This is a genomic window from Chryseobacterium sp. ON_d1, assembly GCF_006829085.1.
Classification (GTDB): Bacteria; Bacteroidota; Bacteroidia; order Flavobacteriales; family Weeksellaceae; genus Chryseobacterium.
Window position 1 is genome coordinate 1 of the sequence record NZ_BJTC01000013.1, and the last position, 19,579, is coordinate 19,579.

Sequence of the window (19,579 nt, forward strand, 5' to 3'; positions counted from 1 at the left end):
CTTTTTAGAAATGGTTCCCAATCAACAGCCAGAATATTTTTTCAGAAATAAAAAAAATATTTTTTTACATGTTAATGCATATAATTTTAATTTGCTGGATAATCTAAAATTAATAGAGTTTGCAATTCTGAAAAAAGGAAAGATTCCTAATAAAGTAAACTTTAGTGAGATTTTGCATGGTTCAAATTCCAGGCAAATTGAACAAGTTTTACTATTGCCTGTTGAGCGTCCGAATTTTGTAAAAGAATTAAGTACTGAAAACGATTATTCTTACCGATATCAGTATGATAAATATTACATTTACAATACAAAAACTAAAGAAATCTTACTTAGCATTAATTCAATTTATTTATTTTCAACTATAGCTTATTCAAGACCTATAATCTTTATTAATAACCATCAGTTTTACTATAAAAATCTTATTGGAGATTTGAAGCTAGTATCTTTTAGTAAAGAGAATAAGTTGTCTGAAAATCTTCCGATAAAAGAATTTAATAATTTTGTTTTATTCAATATTGTAGAAAAAGGAAATGACAACATTGCTATTTTAAACTTGAAGGAAGATAAATTGCTAGATAATTTAAAATGGTAAACGTAAGTTAAATAACGTAAAATAAGAAAAAATTAGTCTCGTTAGACTGCAGCGGATTTTTTATATTTTATCCTATTTATTCACCATCTCTTTCTCCCAAAGATTCTTTCAGCTTGATTAATTCAGCTTTTACAAATTCCAGACGGTCAATGAGGGTAATGGTTTCGGAGATTTTACTGTTGGTGGTGAGGGCGATACGGGCTCCGTCAAGGGTATATCCTTTCTCTTTTACCAGATGGTAGATCATCTGAAGGTTTTTGATGTCTTCAGGAGTGAAATACCGGTTCCCTTTTCTGTTTTTTTTAGGCTTGATAATAGGGAATTCCTGTTCCCAGTAACGTATTAATGAAGTGTTTACATCGAATGCTTTAGCCACTTCTCCTATAGAATAATACAGTTTATCAGGTAAATTTATTTTCATTTTACGACTCCTAAAGTTCAAAGATAAAAATTTTTTAAAGTTTTATCCAAAATATATGATAAAAAGTGCTGTATGACTTTTGTTGCGTAAGATCAATGTATTTTATTCATAAATAAGTGACAAAAGGTTAAATGAGTCTGATTTTTTTTAATATCTTAGTGAGACTCAAATCATTAATGATATGAAATATTATTTCTTTATTTTCTCACTGATGCTTCCTTTTTTAGGATATTCACAGTGGACAAGAACTGAGCTCAGGTCTCAGAAAGTTAAAAAATCACAGGAAAAACTTGAATTTTCCGGGCTTTATGCTTTGAATACTGATCAGCTAAGACAGACATTGAAGAATGCCCCGGTCCGTTTTTCAAATGAAAAAGGAGTGGTTATTTCACTCCCTGCCGCCAGCGGAAAGCTGGAAAGATTCCAGGTCTGGGAATACTCCAATATGGCCCCTGAATTACAGGCGAAGTTTCCTGATATCAGGTCTTATGTAGGAACAGGACTGGAAGATCCTTCTGCATATGTAAGATTCAGTCTTTCTCCTGTTGGTTTTTCTTCTATGATCACCCGGTCGGGAATTTCTGAGTTTATTGAACCCTATACTGAAGACAGGACGGTATATGCTGTTTTTGATTCCAATGCAAGAAGAGGGCAGGACAAAGAACCTTTTGAGTGCGCTACCCCCAATAAACCAGAAATCAAAAATTCTGAAAAAAAAAGCGGTGCGGTCAATAAAAAGGTAGCAGGTTTTAATATTTTCAGACTTGCTATTACCTGTACAGCAGAATATGCAGAATATCACCTTACAGCAGCAGGAACACCCGCAACTGCAACCGAGGCACAGAAAAAGGCCGTTGTACTGGCAGCAATGAATGCTACTTTAACACGTCTGAACGGTGTTTTTGAAAAAGACCTTTCCCTTCATTTTAATCTGGTTGCCAATAATGATGCTGTCATTTTTGTAGACTCCGCTTCACCTTCTTATCCTTATACAGCATCGGATGAACAAAACCAGGCCGGTCAGACAACAATTACCAATCTCATTGGAGCAGCCAATTATGACATGGGGCATATTTTTGACCGTGAGGACGGTAACGGATATGCACCGGGAGATATCTGTGATGATGCGACTAAGGCAATGGGATGGACAGCCAGTAATTTTCCGGAAGGCGATAATTTTGATATCGATTATGTAGCTCACGAAATGGGACATCAGCTGGGAGCTAACCATACATTCAGCTACAGCACTGCATCGGGGAATCTTGCTTCACTGGTGGAGCCGGGAAGCGGTTCTACCATTATGGCATACACAGGAATTACCAGCAACTATGATGTGCAGTTTAATTCCAATGATTATTTTCATGGATTTAGCGTACAGGAAATTAAAGACAGAATAAACAGTGTCGCCTGTGGTACAAATACACCTTTTGCGGATCCTGCACCATCCATAAATGCAGGTGCGGATTATGTGATCCCAAAATCTACAGCATTTGTACTTAAAGGAACGTCAACAGATCCCAATACAGCATCTTATACCTATACCTGGGAACAGATGGATTCAGGGTCATCTCAGACAGGAAACAATTCTATCCCATATCTTAACAAACCAAGTGGTCCTACATTCAGATCTGTGGTTCCGGTAAGTACACCTGTAAGATATTTCCCTGACTTTAATAAAGTGTTAGCCGGTGTTCTTACCACGAAATGGGAAACAGTTTCAGGAGTGGGCAGGAGTCTTAATTTTGCCCTGACTGTAAGAAATAACAGCATTACGGCACCTCAAATCAGTAAGGATGCAATGATGATTACAGTAAACAATGCTTCCGGTCCTTTTAAAGTCACTGCACCTGCATTCGGACAGTCTGCTGCTTCAGGATCAGCAGTAAATGTAACATGGGATGTGGCCAATACAACACAGGCTCCTGTAAGTACAGCGAATGTAAATATTAAACTGTCTACAGACGGAGGACAGACATTTACTACGATTGCTGCCAATACGCCTAACGACGGAAGTGAGCAGGTTACCATTCCGGCCGGATCTATGGCTACCAATGCCTATATTATGGTGGAAGCTGTAGGAAATATCTACTATGCGGTAAGCCCCAGCTTTGTTATTGATTATACAGTACAGGGAGAAAGCTGTACGACCTATACATACGGAGGTCCTGCAGTTCCTATTACCGATGGTCCCGGAGGAGCAGCTGCTATTGCATCTCCAAAGGTGTCAGCTCCTTTAATGGTAAACAATCCTGGGATTATTACTAAAATTAAAGTGACTCCTTCTGTTACCCATACCTATGTGAGTGATGTTTCACTGGGAATAGAAGGCCCTATGGGAACATCTGCCCTGATCTGGAACAGACAGTGTGGTTCCCAGGATAATATAACGGCTACGTTCAGTGATACCGGAAATACTGTTGTTTGTGCCACTCCAATTCAGGGAGAAGCCAAATCTAATGAATCATTGGGAATTTTTGTAGGACACCCAGCGCAGGGACAGTGGAAATTATTTGCTTCGGATAATTATACGGGAGATACCGGAACAATTAACGGATGGACGCTTCAGGTATGTACCCGCCAGACACAGTCATTAGGAATTAAAGAAACCAATTCTCCACTGGCAGATGACATTAAAATTTACCCTAATCCAAGTGATGGCAATTTCTTTGTCAAATCTCAGAATATTAAAGGAGAGGTGAAAATAAATATGTTTGATTCAAGTGGCAGACTGATCTATACTTCAGCATATAAGAGTGAAGGAAATACAACAAAAGAATTCAATGTAAATGTACCCAAAGGAGTTTATGTGATCAGCATCAATTCTTCGAAAGGAACATATAACAGCAAACTTATTATAAAATAACATACAATAGTTATAACAGATAAAGAGGATCGGTCTTGACCGGTCCTTTTTTTATTTAAATTTGTCATTTGTTATTAAGGCATGATGAATCCAATCTCAGTTCTTCATATTGATCTTTTCCAGGCTGGTAAAAATACTTCAGATTTTTACTTTAATACAATGAAGAATCATCTGGTGGTAGGGCATCGTCACATAGAAAAACCTCACAGGCATGATTTCTATGCAGCGGTTCTTTTTACCAAAGGAACAGGAGTTCATGAAATCGACTTTCAGAGGTATGAGGTTTCTGAAGGAAGCCTTTTTTTTCTGTCCCCGGGGCAGATTCACAGCTGGGAGCTTTCAGAAGATATTGATGGTTATATTGTCTTCTGTTCTCAGGAATTCTATGAAATGCATTATGTGAATCAGAAACTCAGAAATTTTCCCTTTTTCGGCTCTGTATCTTTTCCAAGAAAACTTCAGCTGGATGCTCATGAGCTGAAGAAAAATATTAATCTGTTCCAGGAACTGGGAGAAGAGCATCAGGCTAAAAATGTCATGAAAGAAGGGCTGATTCTGTCTCTGATGTCTCAGATTTTTATCAATGCTACAAGGTTATTTTCAAAAAATTTTGATACACAGGCTTCTGCTGCCGGACTTTCTTACTTTAAACATTATCAGGAATTTGAAAATCTGATTGAGCAGGAATTTGCAAAACAAAAATCAATTACTTATTACGCTTCCTTATTGGGGTTATCCGCCAAACATCTGAACAGGATCGTACAGACGGTTGTTCAGAAAACAGCTACCGAGGTGATTACTGAAAGAGTAGTGCTGGAAGCCAAAAGAATGCTGATGTATCTGGATGAAAGCCTTGTGGAAATAGCCTTCAGGCTGGGATACGAAGAGTATTCTTACTTTGTAAGGGTATTCCGGAAAACTTCCGGAATGACTCCTACTCAGTTTATGAGGAAATATAAGGCTTAATGAGTTTAAAACAAAAGGTTTAAATTTGGGGGAAATTAGGGAAATCTCAACTCCTTTCCCTAATCTCTACAGCCTATTACCTATAAAGCTAACTTAAATGGCCCTTCAAAAGTGGTTTCAAACGAATCGATCAGCTTCCCATTTTCATCAAACACGCCAATCACCATATTTTGTTTGGAGAATTTAATTTCTTTTTCAGGAAAAGAGATGTTAATATTCCCTTTCAGGATCTGGTCTCCTTTTAATATAATTTTTTCAGAACCGAAATAAGTGATCTCTGCATTAGCTGGGGTAATAACTTTAATGGTAAGGATTTTCTTTTCATTAGATTTGTTCAGAAGGGTATAAATAAAGGTATTGGTGATTTTACCATTTTTAACGAAAAAAGTAGAACCTGCCGGTTTGATGAATTTGGCTTCCATAGAACCACGGTCATACATTAAAAAACCAAGGAATCCGATCAGTAAAGCCAGAATTACAGTGGTTGCCTTCATTCTAGGGGTAAATCTGAATTTTTCCTGGTTTTCTATTTCAGCCTCTGTAGCATAACGTACCAGCCCTTTAGGCAGACCTACTTTTTCCATTACTTCATCACAGGCATCGATACAGGCTGTACAGTTTACACATTCGAGCTGCTGTCCGTTTCTGATGTCAATTCCTGTAGGGCATACTACAACACACTGGTTGCAGTCAATACAATCTCCTTTTCCTGCTGCTTTTCTGTCTTCATTGTTTCTCCACTTTGCACGGCCTTCCCCTCTTTTAAAATCATAATATACATTGATGGTCTGTTTATCAATCAGTACACCCTGAAGTCTTCCGTAAGGACAGACCAGTGTACATACCTGCTCACGGAGCCATGCAAAAACAAAATAAAATGTCATTGTAAAGAATATCATGGCTGTAAACTTCAGTGAGTTTTCAGCAGGACCTTCACCCATAATACGGAAAACTTCTTCGTATCCTACAATATACATGAACATGAGGTGGGAAATAACCAGAGAAATCAAAAGGAAAACAGACCATTTCGTCACTCTTTTACGGATTTTTTCTGCATCCCATTCCTGTCTGTCGAGTTTCATCTGTTTATTTCTGTCTCCCTCGATCCAGTATTCAATCTTACGGAAAACCATTTCCATAAAAAGCGTTTGCGGACACAGCCAGCCACAGAATATTCTTCCGAAAACCACGGTAAAGAGCATGACAAAAATGACAGAAGTCACCGCTCCCAGCGCAAGGATAAAAAAGTCCTGCAGGTAGAAGGGCTGGCCGAGAATAAAGAATTTTCTGTCGATGACATTGATGAGCAGAAAAGGATTATTGTTGATCTTTACAAATGGCAACCCGAAGAACAAGGCAAGAAGAATATAACTGGTGTAATTCCTGTAGTTGGTATATTTTCCTTTAGGTTTTCTGGGAAAAATCCACTTTCTTTTTCCGGTTTCATCCATGGTTCCCACTGAATTTCTGAAATCTTCGTTGTCAATTTCCAAAGACTTGATATTGTTGGACTCTGCGCTCATTGTTGTATGCTCTAAAAGTATTTTGGTACAATTTTCATCTGAATTCATCCCTTTTTTCAAAGAACATTCCCATGAAAAAATGATTGATCCATTACTGCAAAGCTCCGTATTATATTCTTTGACTACTAATAGGATCTACTTCCAAAATAGGACAATTAGGACATTTTTCGGTTGCGATTTTTATTGTACCGAGATGAGAAAATATTTTGAAACCTCTGGGGCATATTGTAAATTGCAGATTTAAAAATGAAGAATGAAGAATATCTTTAAAACAGGCATGATTGGTTTGGTTTTGGTATTGATAAACTGTCAATCAGTAAATTATAGTAAAATGTTTTATGAAGGAGTACAGCCGGAAATGGTTTCCGACAAGTTCAGTTTCACAGAAGGACCATCAGCAGACCAGGAAGGAAATGTTTACTTTACCGATCAACCCAACGATAAAATCTACTATTGGGATTGGAAAACCAACCGGATCATCGAATTTTTAGATAAAACAGGAAGGGCAAACGGAACACACTTCGACAAAAACGGATATTTGATCACCTGTTCAGACGATCAGGGAGAAATCTGGAAAATTTCAAAGGATAAAAAAGTAGAAGTTCTGCTTAAAGGCTTTGAAGGAAAAAGACTGAACGGACCCAATGATGTCTGGAATGATGAATTTGGAGGCATGTACTTTACAGATCCCCTGTACGAAAGAGATTATTGGGTAAATTTTAAACAGGAACTGCCGCACAAAAGCCTTTACTACAGAAATAAGGAGGGAAAAGTAATCAAATTAGATACCTTCACGCAGCCCAATGGAATTGTAGGAAGCGAAAAACTGAAGAAATTATATATTTCTGATATTGATGCCGGAAAAACCTATGTGTATGATATTTTGGGTGAAGGAAAACTATCCGGAAAAAAATTGTTCTGTGAGATGGGGTCAGACGGAATGGAACTGGATAAGCATGGAAACCTTTATTTAACAGGCAATGGAGTACATGTTTTTAACCGTTCAGGAAAGAAGATTTACCATATTCCGATCCCTGAAAAATGGACATCCAATGTCACTTTCGGCGGAAAAAATAATGATATTCTTTTCATTACTGCTTCTAAGTCTGTTTATACTTTTCCAACCAGAGTAAGAGGAATAAAATAATAATTAAAATGTCATTGCGAGAAGCGAAGTGACGAAGCAATCCAGCCTTTCGCAATGACTTGTTTTTATCCGAACTGAAATCAGCTTTTTAATAGGCTACCTCCATTTTTACTTTCTTTCCTTTCAGTTTTTCGTTCTGAAGTTTTCTTAAAAGTGCATTGACTTTATTTCTGGAAACCGCAACGTAGGAAGTAGTATCTTTTACTTCAATAATCCCTACATCTTCTTTTTGAAGTTCTCCTTTTTTAAGCAAGTAGCCTACAATATCCACTTTGTTGACTTTATCCTTTTTTCCGGCACTGATGTAAACCGTCTGGAAAGGTGTTTTGTGCGGAACTTTGGTAAATCCGGCAACACTTTCTTCCGGAGTATTGTTTTTAATGAATGGGAAATTTTCCTCTTCAGTCATGATCAGATATACAAAGCCTTTGGCATTCATTCTTGCCGTACGTCCGTTTCGGTGGATAAAGGCATCTTCTTTAGGAGGCAGCTGATAATGAACAATAGATTCTACTTCGGGAATGTCAAGTCCGCGGGCAGCAAGGTCTGTTGTGATAAGGATCCTTGCAGAATCATTTCTGAATTTCAGAAGGGCCCGCTCTCTTTCATCCTGCTCCATCCCTCCATGAAAAGTTTCCCTGTCGATTCCCATCTGATGAAGAAGCTCAGAAATCCTGTCTACGGCATCACGGTGGTTACAGAAGATCAGTGTTCTTTTGTTTCCTATTTTACAAACGAGGTTGAATAAGGTATCCAGCTTTTCTTCCGGAATGGTCATTACTTTTCTCAGCTGAAGATCCGGTTTTACATCATTTTCTTTAAGGAAGCTGATGGTTTTCTCATCTTTTAACCCCGTAAATGCAGGAATCTCATCCATTGCTGTTGCAGAGGTTAAAACTCTTTGTGAAAGTCCTTTTAAAGAATGACAGATAAACTCCATATCATCATGGAATCCCAATTCCAAAGCCTTGTCAAATTCGTCAAGAACTAATGTCTTAACGGTCTTTGGATCAAAATTGTTATTTCTTACATGATAAGTAACCCTTCCCGGAGTTCCGATTAACACAGCCGGGGCTTCAATGAGGTTATTGACTTCAATCTTTTTATCATGTCCACCATAACAAACAGAAACCTTAAAATCAGTTCCCATTGATTTGAAAACCTGCTCAATCTGCAATGCCAGCTCTCTGGCAGGAACCAGTATCAATGCCTGAACGCCCTGAACATTTTTTTTCAGATTTCTGAGAACAGGAAATAAAAAAGCAAGGGTTTTACCTGATCCGGTAGGAGAGAGCAAAACAATATCTGTATTGTTTTCAGATGCCTTATAAGTGGATTTCTGCATCTGATTCATATCCTGAATCTGCAGTTTCTGATAGATTGATTGTAGTTCCATGCTGCAAAGGTAGTGATTTTTGGAGTTTGAGGTGGTTGAGAGTTTGGGGATGGGAGAGTTTTCAGGAATAGGTGGGTACCCATAGAAATTGTGATTTTTGTACCATAGCAACTGATGATTCACTTGCAGGAGCGAAATTCACTATTGACGTTTTACGGGAAACCATAATTTTAAACCAAAGACCGATCGTAGATTTGATCCAATAAAATGAATGCCATGAAACTCTATCAAACTCTTGAAAAACAGATTAAGAAAGAACCTAATTACGTTTCTGACAACGGGGAAATAAAAAAATGGGTGGTCCTGAATAAAGCTCAAAACTTTGATGAAGAACTGATCGGTTTACTGTTGGAAGACTCCGACTTGAAAGAAAAATTCTTTATAAAGGTAAAAGATGTCTGGGTATTTAAACAAAACCTTTTCATTCAGTTCCTTGAGCAGAAAAACTATCTGAATGACAGCTATACTCAATTTAAAAATAAAGTAGGATTAACTATTGACGGAAAACATTTGAAACAGCGCAATGAAGTCTCACTGGTATGGCCGTTTAAAGACTGTGTTCTCGAGGGCGGACAAAGCCGTGAAGAAGATAAAAGAGAAGAAATTTTCTTCAATGAAGTGCTGGCACAGGATGAAATTACTGAGTTATTGGACCCAAAAGTCCTGACGAATGCCAAACGGTTTGATAAAGATGGAGAACATCATTTTGACCAATTCAATAGAGATGAAAATGGTACTATTACCGATAATTTGATCATTAAAGGAAATAATCTACTTGCATTACATTCTCTGAAAAAAGAATTTGCCGGGAAAGTGAAGCTGATTTATATAGATCCGCCGTATAATACAGGAAATGATAGTTTTCAATACAATGATAGGTTTAATCATTCTTCTTGGTTAACTTTTATGAAGAATAGATTGGATATTGCAAAAAGTCTACTTACAGACGATGGGAGTATATTAGTTCAAGCCGATTGGAATGAAATACATTACTTAAAAGTCTTATTAGATTCTGTTTTTAATAGAGAAAATTTTAGGAATGAAATAATTTGGGCATATCACGGACCAGGGTCTCCTAAAATGAAACAATATAACAGAAAACATGATAATATTTTATGGTATTCAAAATCTACCTCTGACTGGATTTTTAATGGAGATGATGTTCGTATGTCATCCGAAGTACATGTTGGTGGTTTTAATAATGAAATGAATGCAAATGTAAGCAGTGAATATACAGATAGAGGAAAAATTCCTGAAGATTGGTGGGAAATGGGAAGAGATAAAGAGGAATTTGTAGAGGAGATGTCTAATCTCTATGATGAATATGAAAGAATTAAAAATAAAAACTGGTGGAAAATGGCTGTTGCAGCAAGGATTAGAATTGATGGTAAAAAACGTTCAGGTTATTTAACTGAAAAACCCTATAAACTTATAGAAAGATTTATTAAAGCTCACACAAATAAAAACGATATCATACTAGACTTTTTTGCAGGTAGTGGAACGACAGGTTTTGTTTCGAATTATTTGGAACGACAATTTATTCTGGTTGAGCAACTTGAAAATACACATGAAATTATTAAAGATAGATTTAAAGGAATAAATTATACTTACCTCGAACTCAAAAAATACAATCAAACCTTTATAGAAAAAATAGAAGGAGCAAAAGATGAAAAAATACTTCTTCAGATTTGGGAAGAGATGAAAGCGAAATCTTTTCTTAATTATAATGTAGATATTCAGAAACAGGAGCAGCATATTGAAGACTTCAAAACATTGAGCCTGCAGGAACAGAAGCAGCATCTTTGCGAGCTTCTCGACAAAAATCAGCTCTATGTTAACCTATCTTCTCTTAAGGATGAGAACTTTGCATGTACACCGGAAGAACAAAAAGTAACACAGGCATTTTATCAACTTAAACCCTAAACAGATGATATTTTTACACGAAATATTCAATAATCCGTTTGCCCGTAAGGCCCTGGCGGAAGTTCCCCTACCCAATGGAATCACTGACAATCTGAAATTTGGAATTCGTCCCTATCAGGAAGAAGCTTTCAGACGTTATTTGTATATGGAACAGGAAGATTTTGACGGTAAGCCCAGAAAACCTGTGCACCTCCTTTATAATATGGCAACAGGAAGCGGGAAGACGATGGTAATGGGAGGCCTGATGCTTCACCTTTATGAAAAAGGATACCGTAACTTTCTGTTTTTTGTCAACAGCAATAATATTATTCAGAAAACGAAGGATAACTTTCTTAATCCTCAGACTTCCAAATATTTATTTCGGGATAAAATAGTCATTGATGGCAGAGAAGTTTTTTTTAAACAAATCGGTAATTTTGATGAATCCGATCATGAAAACATCAATATTAAATTTACCACCATCCAGCAGCTCCATATCGATTTAAACAATACTAAAGAAAACAGTGTCACCTATGAAGATTTTCAGGATAAGAAGATCGTCCTTATGGCAGATGAAGCGCATCATCTGAACAGCGGCACAAAAAACGGGAATCTGTTTGGAAGCTGGGAAGAAACCGTTCTGGAGATTCTGCATCAGAATTTTGAAAATATTCTCCTTGAATTTACAGCAACCTTAGATTATGAAAGCCGGGAAATTGCAGAGAAATATAAAGATAAAGTCATTTATAAATATGATCTCGCCCAGTTCAGAACGGATAAATTTTCCAAAGAGATTAATCTTGTCCGTTCCATGTATGATGAAGAGGAAAGAATCATTCAGGCATTGATTCTTAATCTGTACCGTCAGGAACTCGCCATTATGCATCATATTAATCTGAAACCTGTTATTCTTTTCAAAGCCAAGAAAACGATTAAAGAATCAGAACAGAATAAAGAAAACTTTCATAAGCTGATCAGTGACTTCTCTGAAACAATGGTAGATAAGATCAGGAAGACATCTACAGTTACTATTATTCAAAAGGCTTTTGAATTTTTTGAAGCCAGAAATATTTCAATAACGGATATTGTAAAACGGATACAGACTCATTTCAGAGAAGAAAACTGCCTGAGTGCCAATAATGACCTGGAAGCAGAGAAAAACCAGATCTTACTCAATACACTGGAAGAGGAAAACAACCCGATTCGTGCTGTATTTGCGGTACAGAAGCTTAATGAAGGCTGGGATGTTCTCAACTTATTTGATATTGTGAGATTATATGAAGACCGGGATGGGAAGGATGGTAATCCGGGAAAAACAACACTTTCCGAAGCCCAGCTTATCGGTCGTGGAGCAAGATATTATCCTTTTGCAGTGGAAGAAGGAGAAGATAAGTTTGTGCGGAAATATGATGATGACATTTCAAACGATCTGAAAATTTTAGAAGAGCTGTATTACCACACCAAAGAAGACAGCCGTTACATTTCAGAACTTAAAAAAGCCCTTGTCGACTCCGGAATATACGAAGATGAGGCCAATCTTGAAATCAAACAGTTAAAATTAAAGCCTGTATTTAAAACCACAGAATTATACAAAAATGGAGTTGTGTTTTCCAACAGTAAAATACCCAAAAGTTTTACTCATATAAAGTCTTTTAAAGATCTGGGAATTAGTAAACCTAAGTTCAGTCATCAGCTTTCTTCCGGCGTTGGGAAAACTTCCAATGTATTTTTTGAATTGGAAAAACCGGTTTCTTCTGATGAAGGTATAAAATCTGAAGGCATCAGAATTAAGGATATTCAGAAACATGTAGTAAGATACGCTTTAAGCCGCAATCCTTTTTTTTACTTTGATAATCTTTCGCGTTATTTCCCCAATATAACGTCCATCCGGGAGTTTATAGAAGATGAGAAGTATCTGGGTGGAATGGAAATCATATTCTACGGAATCCAAAGCCGTCTTCAGGAGATTTCACATTTCGATTATCTTCAGGCATTGAACAGGCTGCTGCAAAATATAGAAATGGATATTAAACACAACATTCCGGACTATGAAGGGTCATCATTCCAGGCGCAACCTATCCGACAGGTATTCAGGGATAAAGAAATCAGGGTTAAAAAAGGCAGTATAAAAGCAGATGGGCAGGAGAATGTGGTTTCGGAAGAATCCTGGTATGCTTATAATGCCAATTATGGGACCAATGAGGAAAAAAGGTTTGTTGAATTATTTTCCAGACGCTTCCGGGGATTAAATCAAAAATTTCAGAACATTCATCTGATCCGTAATGAAAGAGAAATTAAGATATTTGATAAGGCAGGACGTGCTTTTGAGCCTGATTTTATCCTGTTTTGCAGCAAAAAAAATGATAAACAGCTGAGTTATCAGGTTTTTATAGAGCCAAAAGGAGCTCATTTAATTGATTATGACAGATGGAAAGATGACTTTTTGAGAGAAATGGGAGATGAAAAGAAAACCATTACCATTCATACAAATGAATATTTAATAACTGCTGTCCCGTTTTATAACCATGAAAATGAAAGAGACTTCGAAATAGCTTTAGAAAAAACGCTTACAGGCTAATCTCCTTATAACCTCCTCTTTCTCTTTAAATTTTTAAATCCTTCCGTCTTTTAATCAATCTTTCTGATATCCAGTTGTTTATAAGGAAAGTCTGAAACGGAAAAACTGTTGTTTATCTTAAATAAAATCCTTATCTTTGCACCCACTTTTTGTGGTAAAGGTCTGAGAAAGTAAAATATTAAATATTAATAACTTCCGTATTTTTCAATCACATTGATTAAGACCGTTGAAAGAGAAGGAATACAAATTTTTTTAGAATTATGTCAAAAGAGACAAATTCAGCTGAATTATTATTAAACCAAAACGTAGCACCTGAACAATTTGACTGGGATTCTTTCGAATCTGGTCTTGATGCTGATGCTAGAAAAGAGAAAAGCGATTTAGAAGAAATCTACAACGGATCATTAAACAATCTGGACGATAATGACGTTCTGGTTGGTAAAGTTGTAAGATTAACAGATAAAGAAGCTATCGTAGACATCAACTTCAAGTCTGAAGGTGTTATTTCTCTTAACGAATTCCGTTACAACCAAGGCCTTAAAGTAGGTGATGAGGTAGAAGTAATGGTTGACAAGAGAGAAGACAAAACTGGTCAGTTACAATTATCTCACAGAAAAGCTAGAACACTTAAAGCTTGGGATAAAGTAAACGAACTTCACGAAACTGGTGAAATCGTTAACGGTTTTGTTAAGTCTAGAACTAAAGGTGGTATGATCGTTGACGTTCACGGAATCGAAGCATTCTTACCTGGTTCTCAAATTGACGTTAAGCCAATTAAAGATTACGATCAGTTCGTAGGAAAAACTATGGAGTTCAAAGTTGTGAAAATCAACCCTGAGTTCAAAAACGTAGTAGTTTCTCACAAAGCATTGATCGAAGCAGATATCGAAGGTCAGAAAAAAGAAATCATCGCTCAGCTTGAAAAAGGTCAGGTTCTTGAAGGTACTGTTAAGAACATCACTTCTTACGGTGTATTCATCGACTTAGGTGGTGTAGATGGATTGATCCACATTACAGACCTTTCTTGGTCTAGAGTGAACCACCCATCTGAAATCCTTGAGGACGGACAGACTGTGAAAGTGGTTATCCTTGATTTCGATGATGAGAAAACAAGAATCCAGTTAGGTATGAAGCAATTAGAAGCTCATCCTTGGGATGCTCTTTCTGCTGACTTGAAAGTTGGAGACAAAGTAAAAGGAAAAGTAGTAGTTCTTGCTGACTATGGTGCATTCGTAGAAATCGCTCCAGGTGTTGAAGGATTAATCCACGTTTCTGAAATGTCTTGGTCTACTCACTTAAGATCTGCCGGAGATTTTGTAAAAGTAGGTGATGAAGTGGAAGCTGAAGTATTAACTTTAGATAGAGAAGAAAGAAAAATTTCTCTTGGTATCAAGCAATTGTCTAAAGATCCATGGGAAAATATCGAAGCTAAGTATCCTGTAGGATCTCAGCATGTAGGAACTGTAAGAAACTTCACTAACTTTGGTGTATTCGTAGAGTTAGAAGAAGGTATCGACGGGTTGATCTACATCTCTGATCTTTCTTGGACTAAGAAAATCAAGCACCCATCTGAGTTCTGCGCAGTAGGTGATAAATTAGACGTTGTAGTTCTTGAATTAGATATTCAGGCTAGAAGATTATCTCTAGGTCACAAGCAATTGACTGAAAACCCATGGGATAAGTTCGAAACTAAATATGCTGAAGGAACGATCCACGCTGGTAAAGCAGTAGAAGTTCATGATAAAGGAGCTTCTGTTCAATTCGAAGATGCTGAGGTTGAAGCTTTCTGTCCTTCAAGATTATTAGAGAAAGAAGATGGATCTAAAATCAAAAAAGGTGAAGAAGCTGAATTCAAAGTAATCGAATTCAACAAAGAATTCAAGAGAGTAGTAGTATCTCACACAGGTATCTTCAGAGATGAAGAGAAGAAAAACGTAAAAGAAGCTTCTTCTAGAAACGTAACTTCTTCTTCTAACAACGAAGAAAGATCTACTCTTGGAGACATCGATGCATTAGCAGAGTTGAAAAGAAAAATGGAAGAAGGTAAATAATCTTTGAACCATTGATCAATATACAGCCGCTCATTTGAGCGGCTTTTTTTATGAGTATTATAATAAAAGAGAAGCAGCGTTTTTAAACATTAAAAATGCATTATTTTTTTTACTGTCATATTCTATAAGACACTTTTTGGAGTCAATTCATTCGATTTAAGAATTATAAATGTTTATTAAATAAGGTTTTATAGATGATTATAATTTTAAAAATCTTCATTATGTGAATTATAAAATTCTCTTTGAAAGATATGTAGTAATAAAAATGTTTTATTGTTAAATTTTGCGTAAAAAAAATAATATTTATTTGTTAAATATTTGTAGATTAGCGCCTTTAATAATGGATATGAAAAACAAAGCTCTACCTCTTTTGTTTGCGGTATTTTCTGCATTTCCTGCAATACTGTTCGGACAAGATAATGAAAAATTGATTAAAGATTATATTTCTCAAAATAAAATAAGGGAATATAAAAAGTCCGGCCTTAATAATATTATTGTCGATAATGTGGATCCTTCAAAATCTCTGAATGGTAATGTTGTGAAATTTTTACAGACCTATAATGGTTTACCGGTATACAGCGCTGTAGGAACAGCATTGATTAAGGACAGTAAAATTGTCTACTATACAGATAACTTTATTAAAGATTATACTGCATCTACATCAGGTACAGCGGCTATTAACAAATCAATGGCTCTTCAAAAAATTGCAGAAGAACTGAAGAATCCTGATATTGCGAATTTTACCATTCTTGCCTATCTTGAGAAAACTCAGAAGAAAGCAACAGCAGCCAATCAAAGACTTGTGTATACGAACGACGATAATGGAAATTTACGTCTGGCGTATGAATTTACTTTAATGGAACCAAAATCTCCTAATTACTGGAATATTTTGGTAGATGCCAATAATGGAAATATCCTGTTAAAAAATAACCTGACGCTGTCTTGTAATTTCCACCATGATGCATATGGATCAGATGCTGATTATAGTCATGCCAATCATTTTGAAAATACATTAATAGGACCTCAGAATAATGTAGCAGAGAATAACGCTCCGTTGCTTTTACCGGATAATGCATCATATAATGTATTTCCATTACCTATTGAAGCGCCTACTTTTGGTTCAAGATCAATCATAAATAATCCTTGGATTCTGAGTGCTTCCCCTGAAGGATGGCATTCTGACGGAATTAATCATTATACCATAACGAGAGGAAATAACGTTTTTGCCTATGAAGATGTAGCAGGAACAGCTTTAACAGCTCCTAACTATCTTACAGGGACTCCCGCAGATGGAGGAGCAACAAGAAACTTTGATTTCCCTTTTAATATCAATGAATCTCCTGTAAACAACAGAAATGCTGCTATTACCAACTTATTTTATCTGAATAACAGAATTCATGATGTTTTCTACAAGTTTGGATTTACAGAAACTGCCAGAAATTTCCAGCAGAACAATTTTGGTAATGGACCTGTAGGGGGAGATGATGATTCTGTATATGCAGAAGCTCAGGATGGAAGCGGATTAAATAATGCAAATTTCTCTTCGCCAATGGACGGTTACAATGGGAAAATGCAGATGTACCTTTGGTCTCCGGTAGGAAGAGTGTTTTATTATAATGCTCCTACTGCTGCTGTTTCCCGTACACCAGGAGCCGGAACTGCACAGTTTGGAAATCCGCTACCTATGAACGGAATAACTGGGGACATAACACTTTCATCAGTGTTGGATGGCTGTACAGCGTTGCCGGCAAGTTCATTGGTTAATAAAATAGGACTGGTTGAGAGAGGAACATGTGCTTTTGCTGTTAAAGTAAAAAATCTTCAGGATGCCGGAGCTAAAGCAGCTATTGTATATAACAATGTAGCGAATGGCTCTACTATAGGAAATATGGCGGGTAACGATCCGACAATTACAATTCCTTCCGTATTGATAACCAATACAGAGGGAGAATATATTAAAACTCAGCTTGCAGCAAGTACAACCGTAAATGTTACCCTAAAAGGAAATATGACTCCGGATGGCAGCTTTGATAACGGAATCGTGACCCATGAATATGGTCACGGAATATCAAACAGGATGACAGGTACCGGATACAACTGTCTGAATTCAAGCGTGAGTAAAGAACAAATGGGAGAAGGCTGGTCTGATTTCTTTGCTCTGATGTTGACCAATAAAGCCGGTGACAATGCTACTGTAGCAAGAGGTACAGGTACTTATGCTTTGGGACAGGCGATAACAGGTGCTGGTATCAGACCAGCAAAATATTCTACAAACCTTTCTGTTAATGGATTTACTTACGGAAATACCAATGGAATGGAATACAATAACGGATCAGCAATAGTGCCGGATGTACACTCTATTGGTTTCGTTTGGGCAACCATGTTATGGGACCTTCACTGGAAATATGTTGAAAAATATGGGTATGCTTCAGATGTATTATCAACAACTCCTAATGGAAGTACAAAAGTTTTACAGCTGGTGACAGATGCATTGAAATTACAGGGATGTAATCCAAGCTTTATTGATGGCAGAAATGCAATATTGGCTGCAGAATTAGCTACCACACAGGGGCAGGATAAATGTATGATCTGGGGCGTTTTTGCAAGAAGAGGTCTTGGAGTGAATGCATCTGCAGGAGTTAAAAATAATATCAATGATCAGGTTCAGGATTTTAATGTTCCGGAAGAATGTTTACTGGCTACCCATGAAGTAAATACCGATAAGAATAAAAATATCTCTATTTATCCAAATCCTGCTAAAGAAGAATTTTACATCAGCTTCCCGAGCAATACCCTGGGCAAAGTAAGTGTAGAGCTTTATGATATGTCTGGTAAGCTGGTTTCTTCAGAAGATAAGATTTCACCGGATGCCAAGAAAGCAATCTCTACAAGCAATCTTGTCAACGGAACTTATATGGTTAAAATAAAAGGACTTGGTTTCGAAGCAGCTTCGAAAGTAATGGTTAAAAAATAATTTACTTTTATATTCATTTCAGAATCGCCACAAGCAAGCTTGTGGCGATTTTATTTATCCGTTACCGCAGCACTTTACTATCATTTAATTTATATATCGTACCTTTGCAGGCTGTTAAAAAAATTATGAAGAAGAAAAATATACTAAAAGGTGTTTTATTTGTAGGGATTGGAGCTAGTATATACGGTATGTTGGCCACTTTTGTGAAAATGGCTTACCATGATGGTTTTACAACCTCAGAAGTAACTACTTCCCAATTCGTATTAGGTTTGACAGGACTTCTGATCCTTAATTTTATTCAGACCCTAACCTCGAAGCAGAAATTATCGGCGCCAAGTTCTAAAGAAATCAGAATGTTGCTGCTTGCGGGAACTTCCCTTGGAGGAACGAGTCTGTTCTATTATATTGCAGTTCAATACATCAATGTTTCCATTGCTATTGTATTGCTGATGCAGTCGGTTTGGTTCAGTGTGGTCGTGGAAAGTATCCTTACCCGGAAACTGCCCAATGCAAGAAAAGTAATTTCTGTGATTATTGTATTGTTGGGAACCGTTCTGGCAACCAATCTTATAAACATGGAGATAAAACTGGACTGGCATGGAGTCTTCTGGGGCTTGATGGCTGCTGCTTCTTATACATTAACGATGTTTACTTCCAATACGCTGGCAACCCATCTTCCGGTTTTCAGAAAGAGTATCATTATGCTGGCAGGAGGTTCTGTAGTGGTTTTTGCATTTTTATTCTTTGCCCAGATAGGACCAATGTATTTCGATGGGTTAAAATCATTATACCTGAATTTTACAGATAATACAGAACATATTCACCCGTTCAACTATTCAATTTTCCTGACATACGGCTTTGTTCTGGCTTTGTTTGGGACGATCATTCCACCGGTTTTATTCAATATCGGTTTCCCGAATGCAGGATTAGGGTTGGGAAGTATTGTTTCATCTCTTGAGCTTCCGGTTTCTGTAACGATGGCTTTTGTTTTATTGGGAGAAAAAGTATTTTTCATCCAATGGGTAGGGATTGCCCTGATTCTTTTTGCTATTGTTTTGATGAATTTACCTTCAAAAAAGGAAAAAGAAGTTTCAATGGCAGAAGTGTCTTAAAAATATTTAACTAAAAATAACAGCTGAAACCGTTCTCGTTGGAGCGGTTTTTTT

The 19,579-nt window shown here is 36.8% G+C and carries 12 protein-coding genes; 9 read left to right on the forward strand and 3 right to left on the reverse strand.

Annotated elements, in window-relative coordinates:
• A partial coding sequence (locus CRS_RS24520) for a hypothetical protein (RefSeq protein ID WP_172617111.1) occupies positions 1-592 on the forward strand: 592 nt, incomplete at its 5' end.
• Positions 593-668: 76 nt separating this feature from the next.
• Here CRS_RS24520 and CRS_RS19040 read toward each other — a convergent pair.
• Positions 669-1,013 carry a MerR family transcriptional regulator gene (locus CRS_RS19040; RefSeq protein WP_105683719.1) on the reverse strand — a complete coding sequence of 115 codons (345 nt, stop codon included), beginning with the start codon at positions 1,011-1,013 and terminating at the stop codon, positions 669-671.
• Between the two features lie 181 nt (positions 1,014-1,194).
• On the opposite strand from CRS_RS19040, the gene CRS_RS19045 reads away from it, so the two are divergent.
• Together CRS_RS19045 and CRS_RS19050 are read left to right on the forward strand one after the other, a co-directional pair.
• Positions 1,195-3,876: a reprolysin-like metallopeptidase gene (locus CRS_RS19045; protein ID WP_142725546.1), complete on the forward strand. Its 2,682-nt coding sequence runs from the start codon at positions 1,195-1,197 to the stop codon at positions 3,874-3,876.
• Positions 3,877-3,960: 84 nt separating this feature from the next.
• Positions 3,961-4,842, forward strand: a complete 882-nt coding sequence (locus tag CRS_RS19050) for a helix-turn-helix transcriptional regulator (protein ID WP_142725684.1) — start codon at positions 3,961-3,963, stop codon at positions 4,840-4,842.
• Positions 4,843-4,922: 80 nt separating this feature from the next.
• Here the strand turns inward: CRS_RS19050 and ccoG are convergent, their stop codons facing one another.
• Positions 4,923-6,365: a cytochrome c oxidase accessory protein CcoG gene (ccoG, locus tag CRS_RS19055; protein ID WP_142725685.1), complete on the reverse strand. Its 1,443-nt coding sequence runs from the start codon at positions 6,363-6,365 to the stop codon at positions 4,923-4,925.
• A gap of 253 nt (positions 6,366-6,618) precedes the next feature.
• Here ccoG and CRS_RS19060 point away from each other — a divergent pair, with 253 nt between their 5' ends.
• The gene (locus CRS_RS19060; RefSeq protein WP_142725547.1) at positions 6,619-7,512 is read left to right on the forward strand and encodes an SMP-30/gluconolactonase/LRE family protein; all 894 of its coding nucleotides are present in this window, start codon (positions 6,619-6,621) and stop codon (positions 7,510-7,512) included.
• Positions 7,513-7,600: 88 nt separating this feature from the next.
• On the opposite strand, the gene CRS_RS19065 is transcribed toward CRS_RS19060, so the two are convergent.
• Positions 7,601-8,908, reverse strand: a complete 1,308-nt coding sequence (locus CRS_RS19065) for a DEAD/DEAH box helicase (RefSeq protein WP_142725548.1) — start codon at positions 8,906-8,908, stop codon at positions 7,601-7,603.
• Between the two features lie 216 nt (positions 8,909-9,124).
• Here CRS_RS19065 and CRS_RS19070 point away from each other — a divergent pair, with 216 nt between their 5' ends.
• The 5 genes from CRS_RS19070 (at position 9,125) to CRS_RS19090 (ending at position 19,525) form a co-directional block, all read left to right on the forward strand.
• Positions 9,125-10,831: a DNA methyltransferase gene (locus CRS_RS19070; protein ID WP_228451298.1), complete on the forward strand. Its 1,707-nt coding sequence runs from the start codon at positions 9,125-9,127 to the stop codon at positions 10,829-10,831.
• Between the two features lie 4 nt (positions 10,832-10,835).
• Positions 10,836-13,388 (forward strand): DEAD/DEAH box helicase family protein, encoded by a 2,553-nt coding sequence (locus CRS_RS19075; RefSeq protein ID WP_142725550.1) that lies wholly within the window; start codon positions 10,836-10,838, stop codon positions 13,386-13,388.
• Positions 13,389-13,648: 260 nt separating this feature from the next.
• On the forward strand, positions 13,649-15,439 hold the full coding sequence (gene rpsA / locus CRS_RS19080; RefSeq protein WP_142725551.1) for a 30S ribosomal protein S1: 1,791 nt from the start codon (positions 13,649-13,651) through the stop codon (positions 15,437-15,439).
• A gap of 346 nt (positions 15,440-15,785) precedes the next feature.
• A complete protein-coding gene (locus CRS_RS19085) occupies positions 15,786-18,413 on the forward strand; it encodes a T9SS-dependent M36 family metallopeptidase (RefSeq protein ID WP_228451299.1) in 2,628 nt (875 codons plus the stop codon).
• A 125-nt stretch (positions 18,414-18,538) separates the two neighbouring features.
• A complete protein-coding gene (locus CRS_RS19090; RefSeq protein WP_142725553.1) occupies positions 18,539-19,525 on the forward strand; it encodes a DMT family transporter in 987 nt (328 codons plus the stop codon).
• The last annotated feature ends 54 nt before the right edge of the window (positions 19,526-19,579 follow it).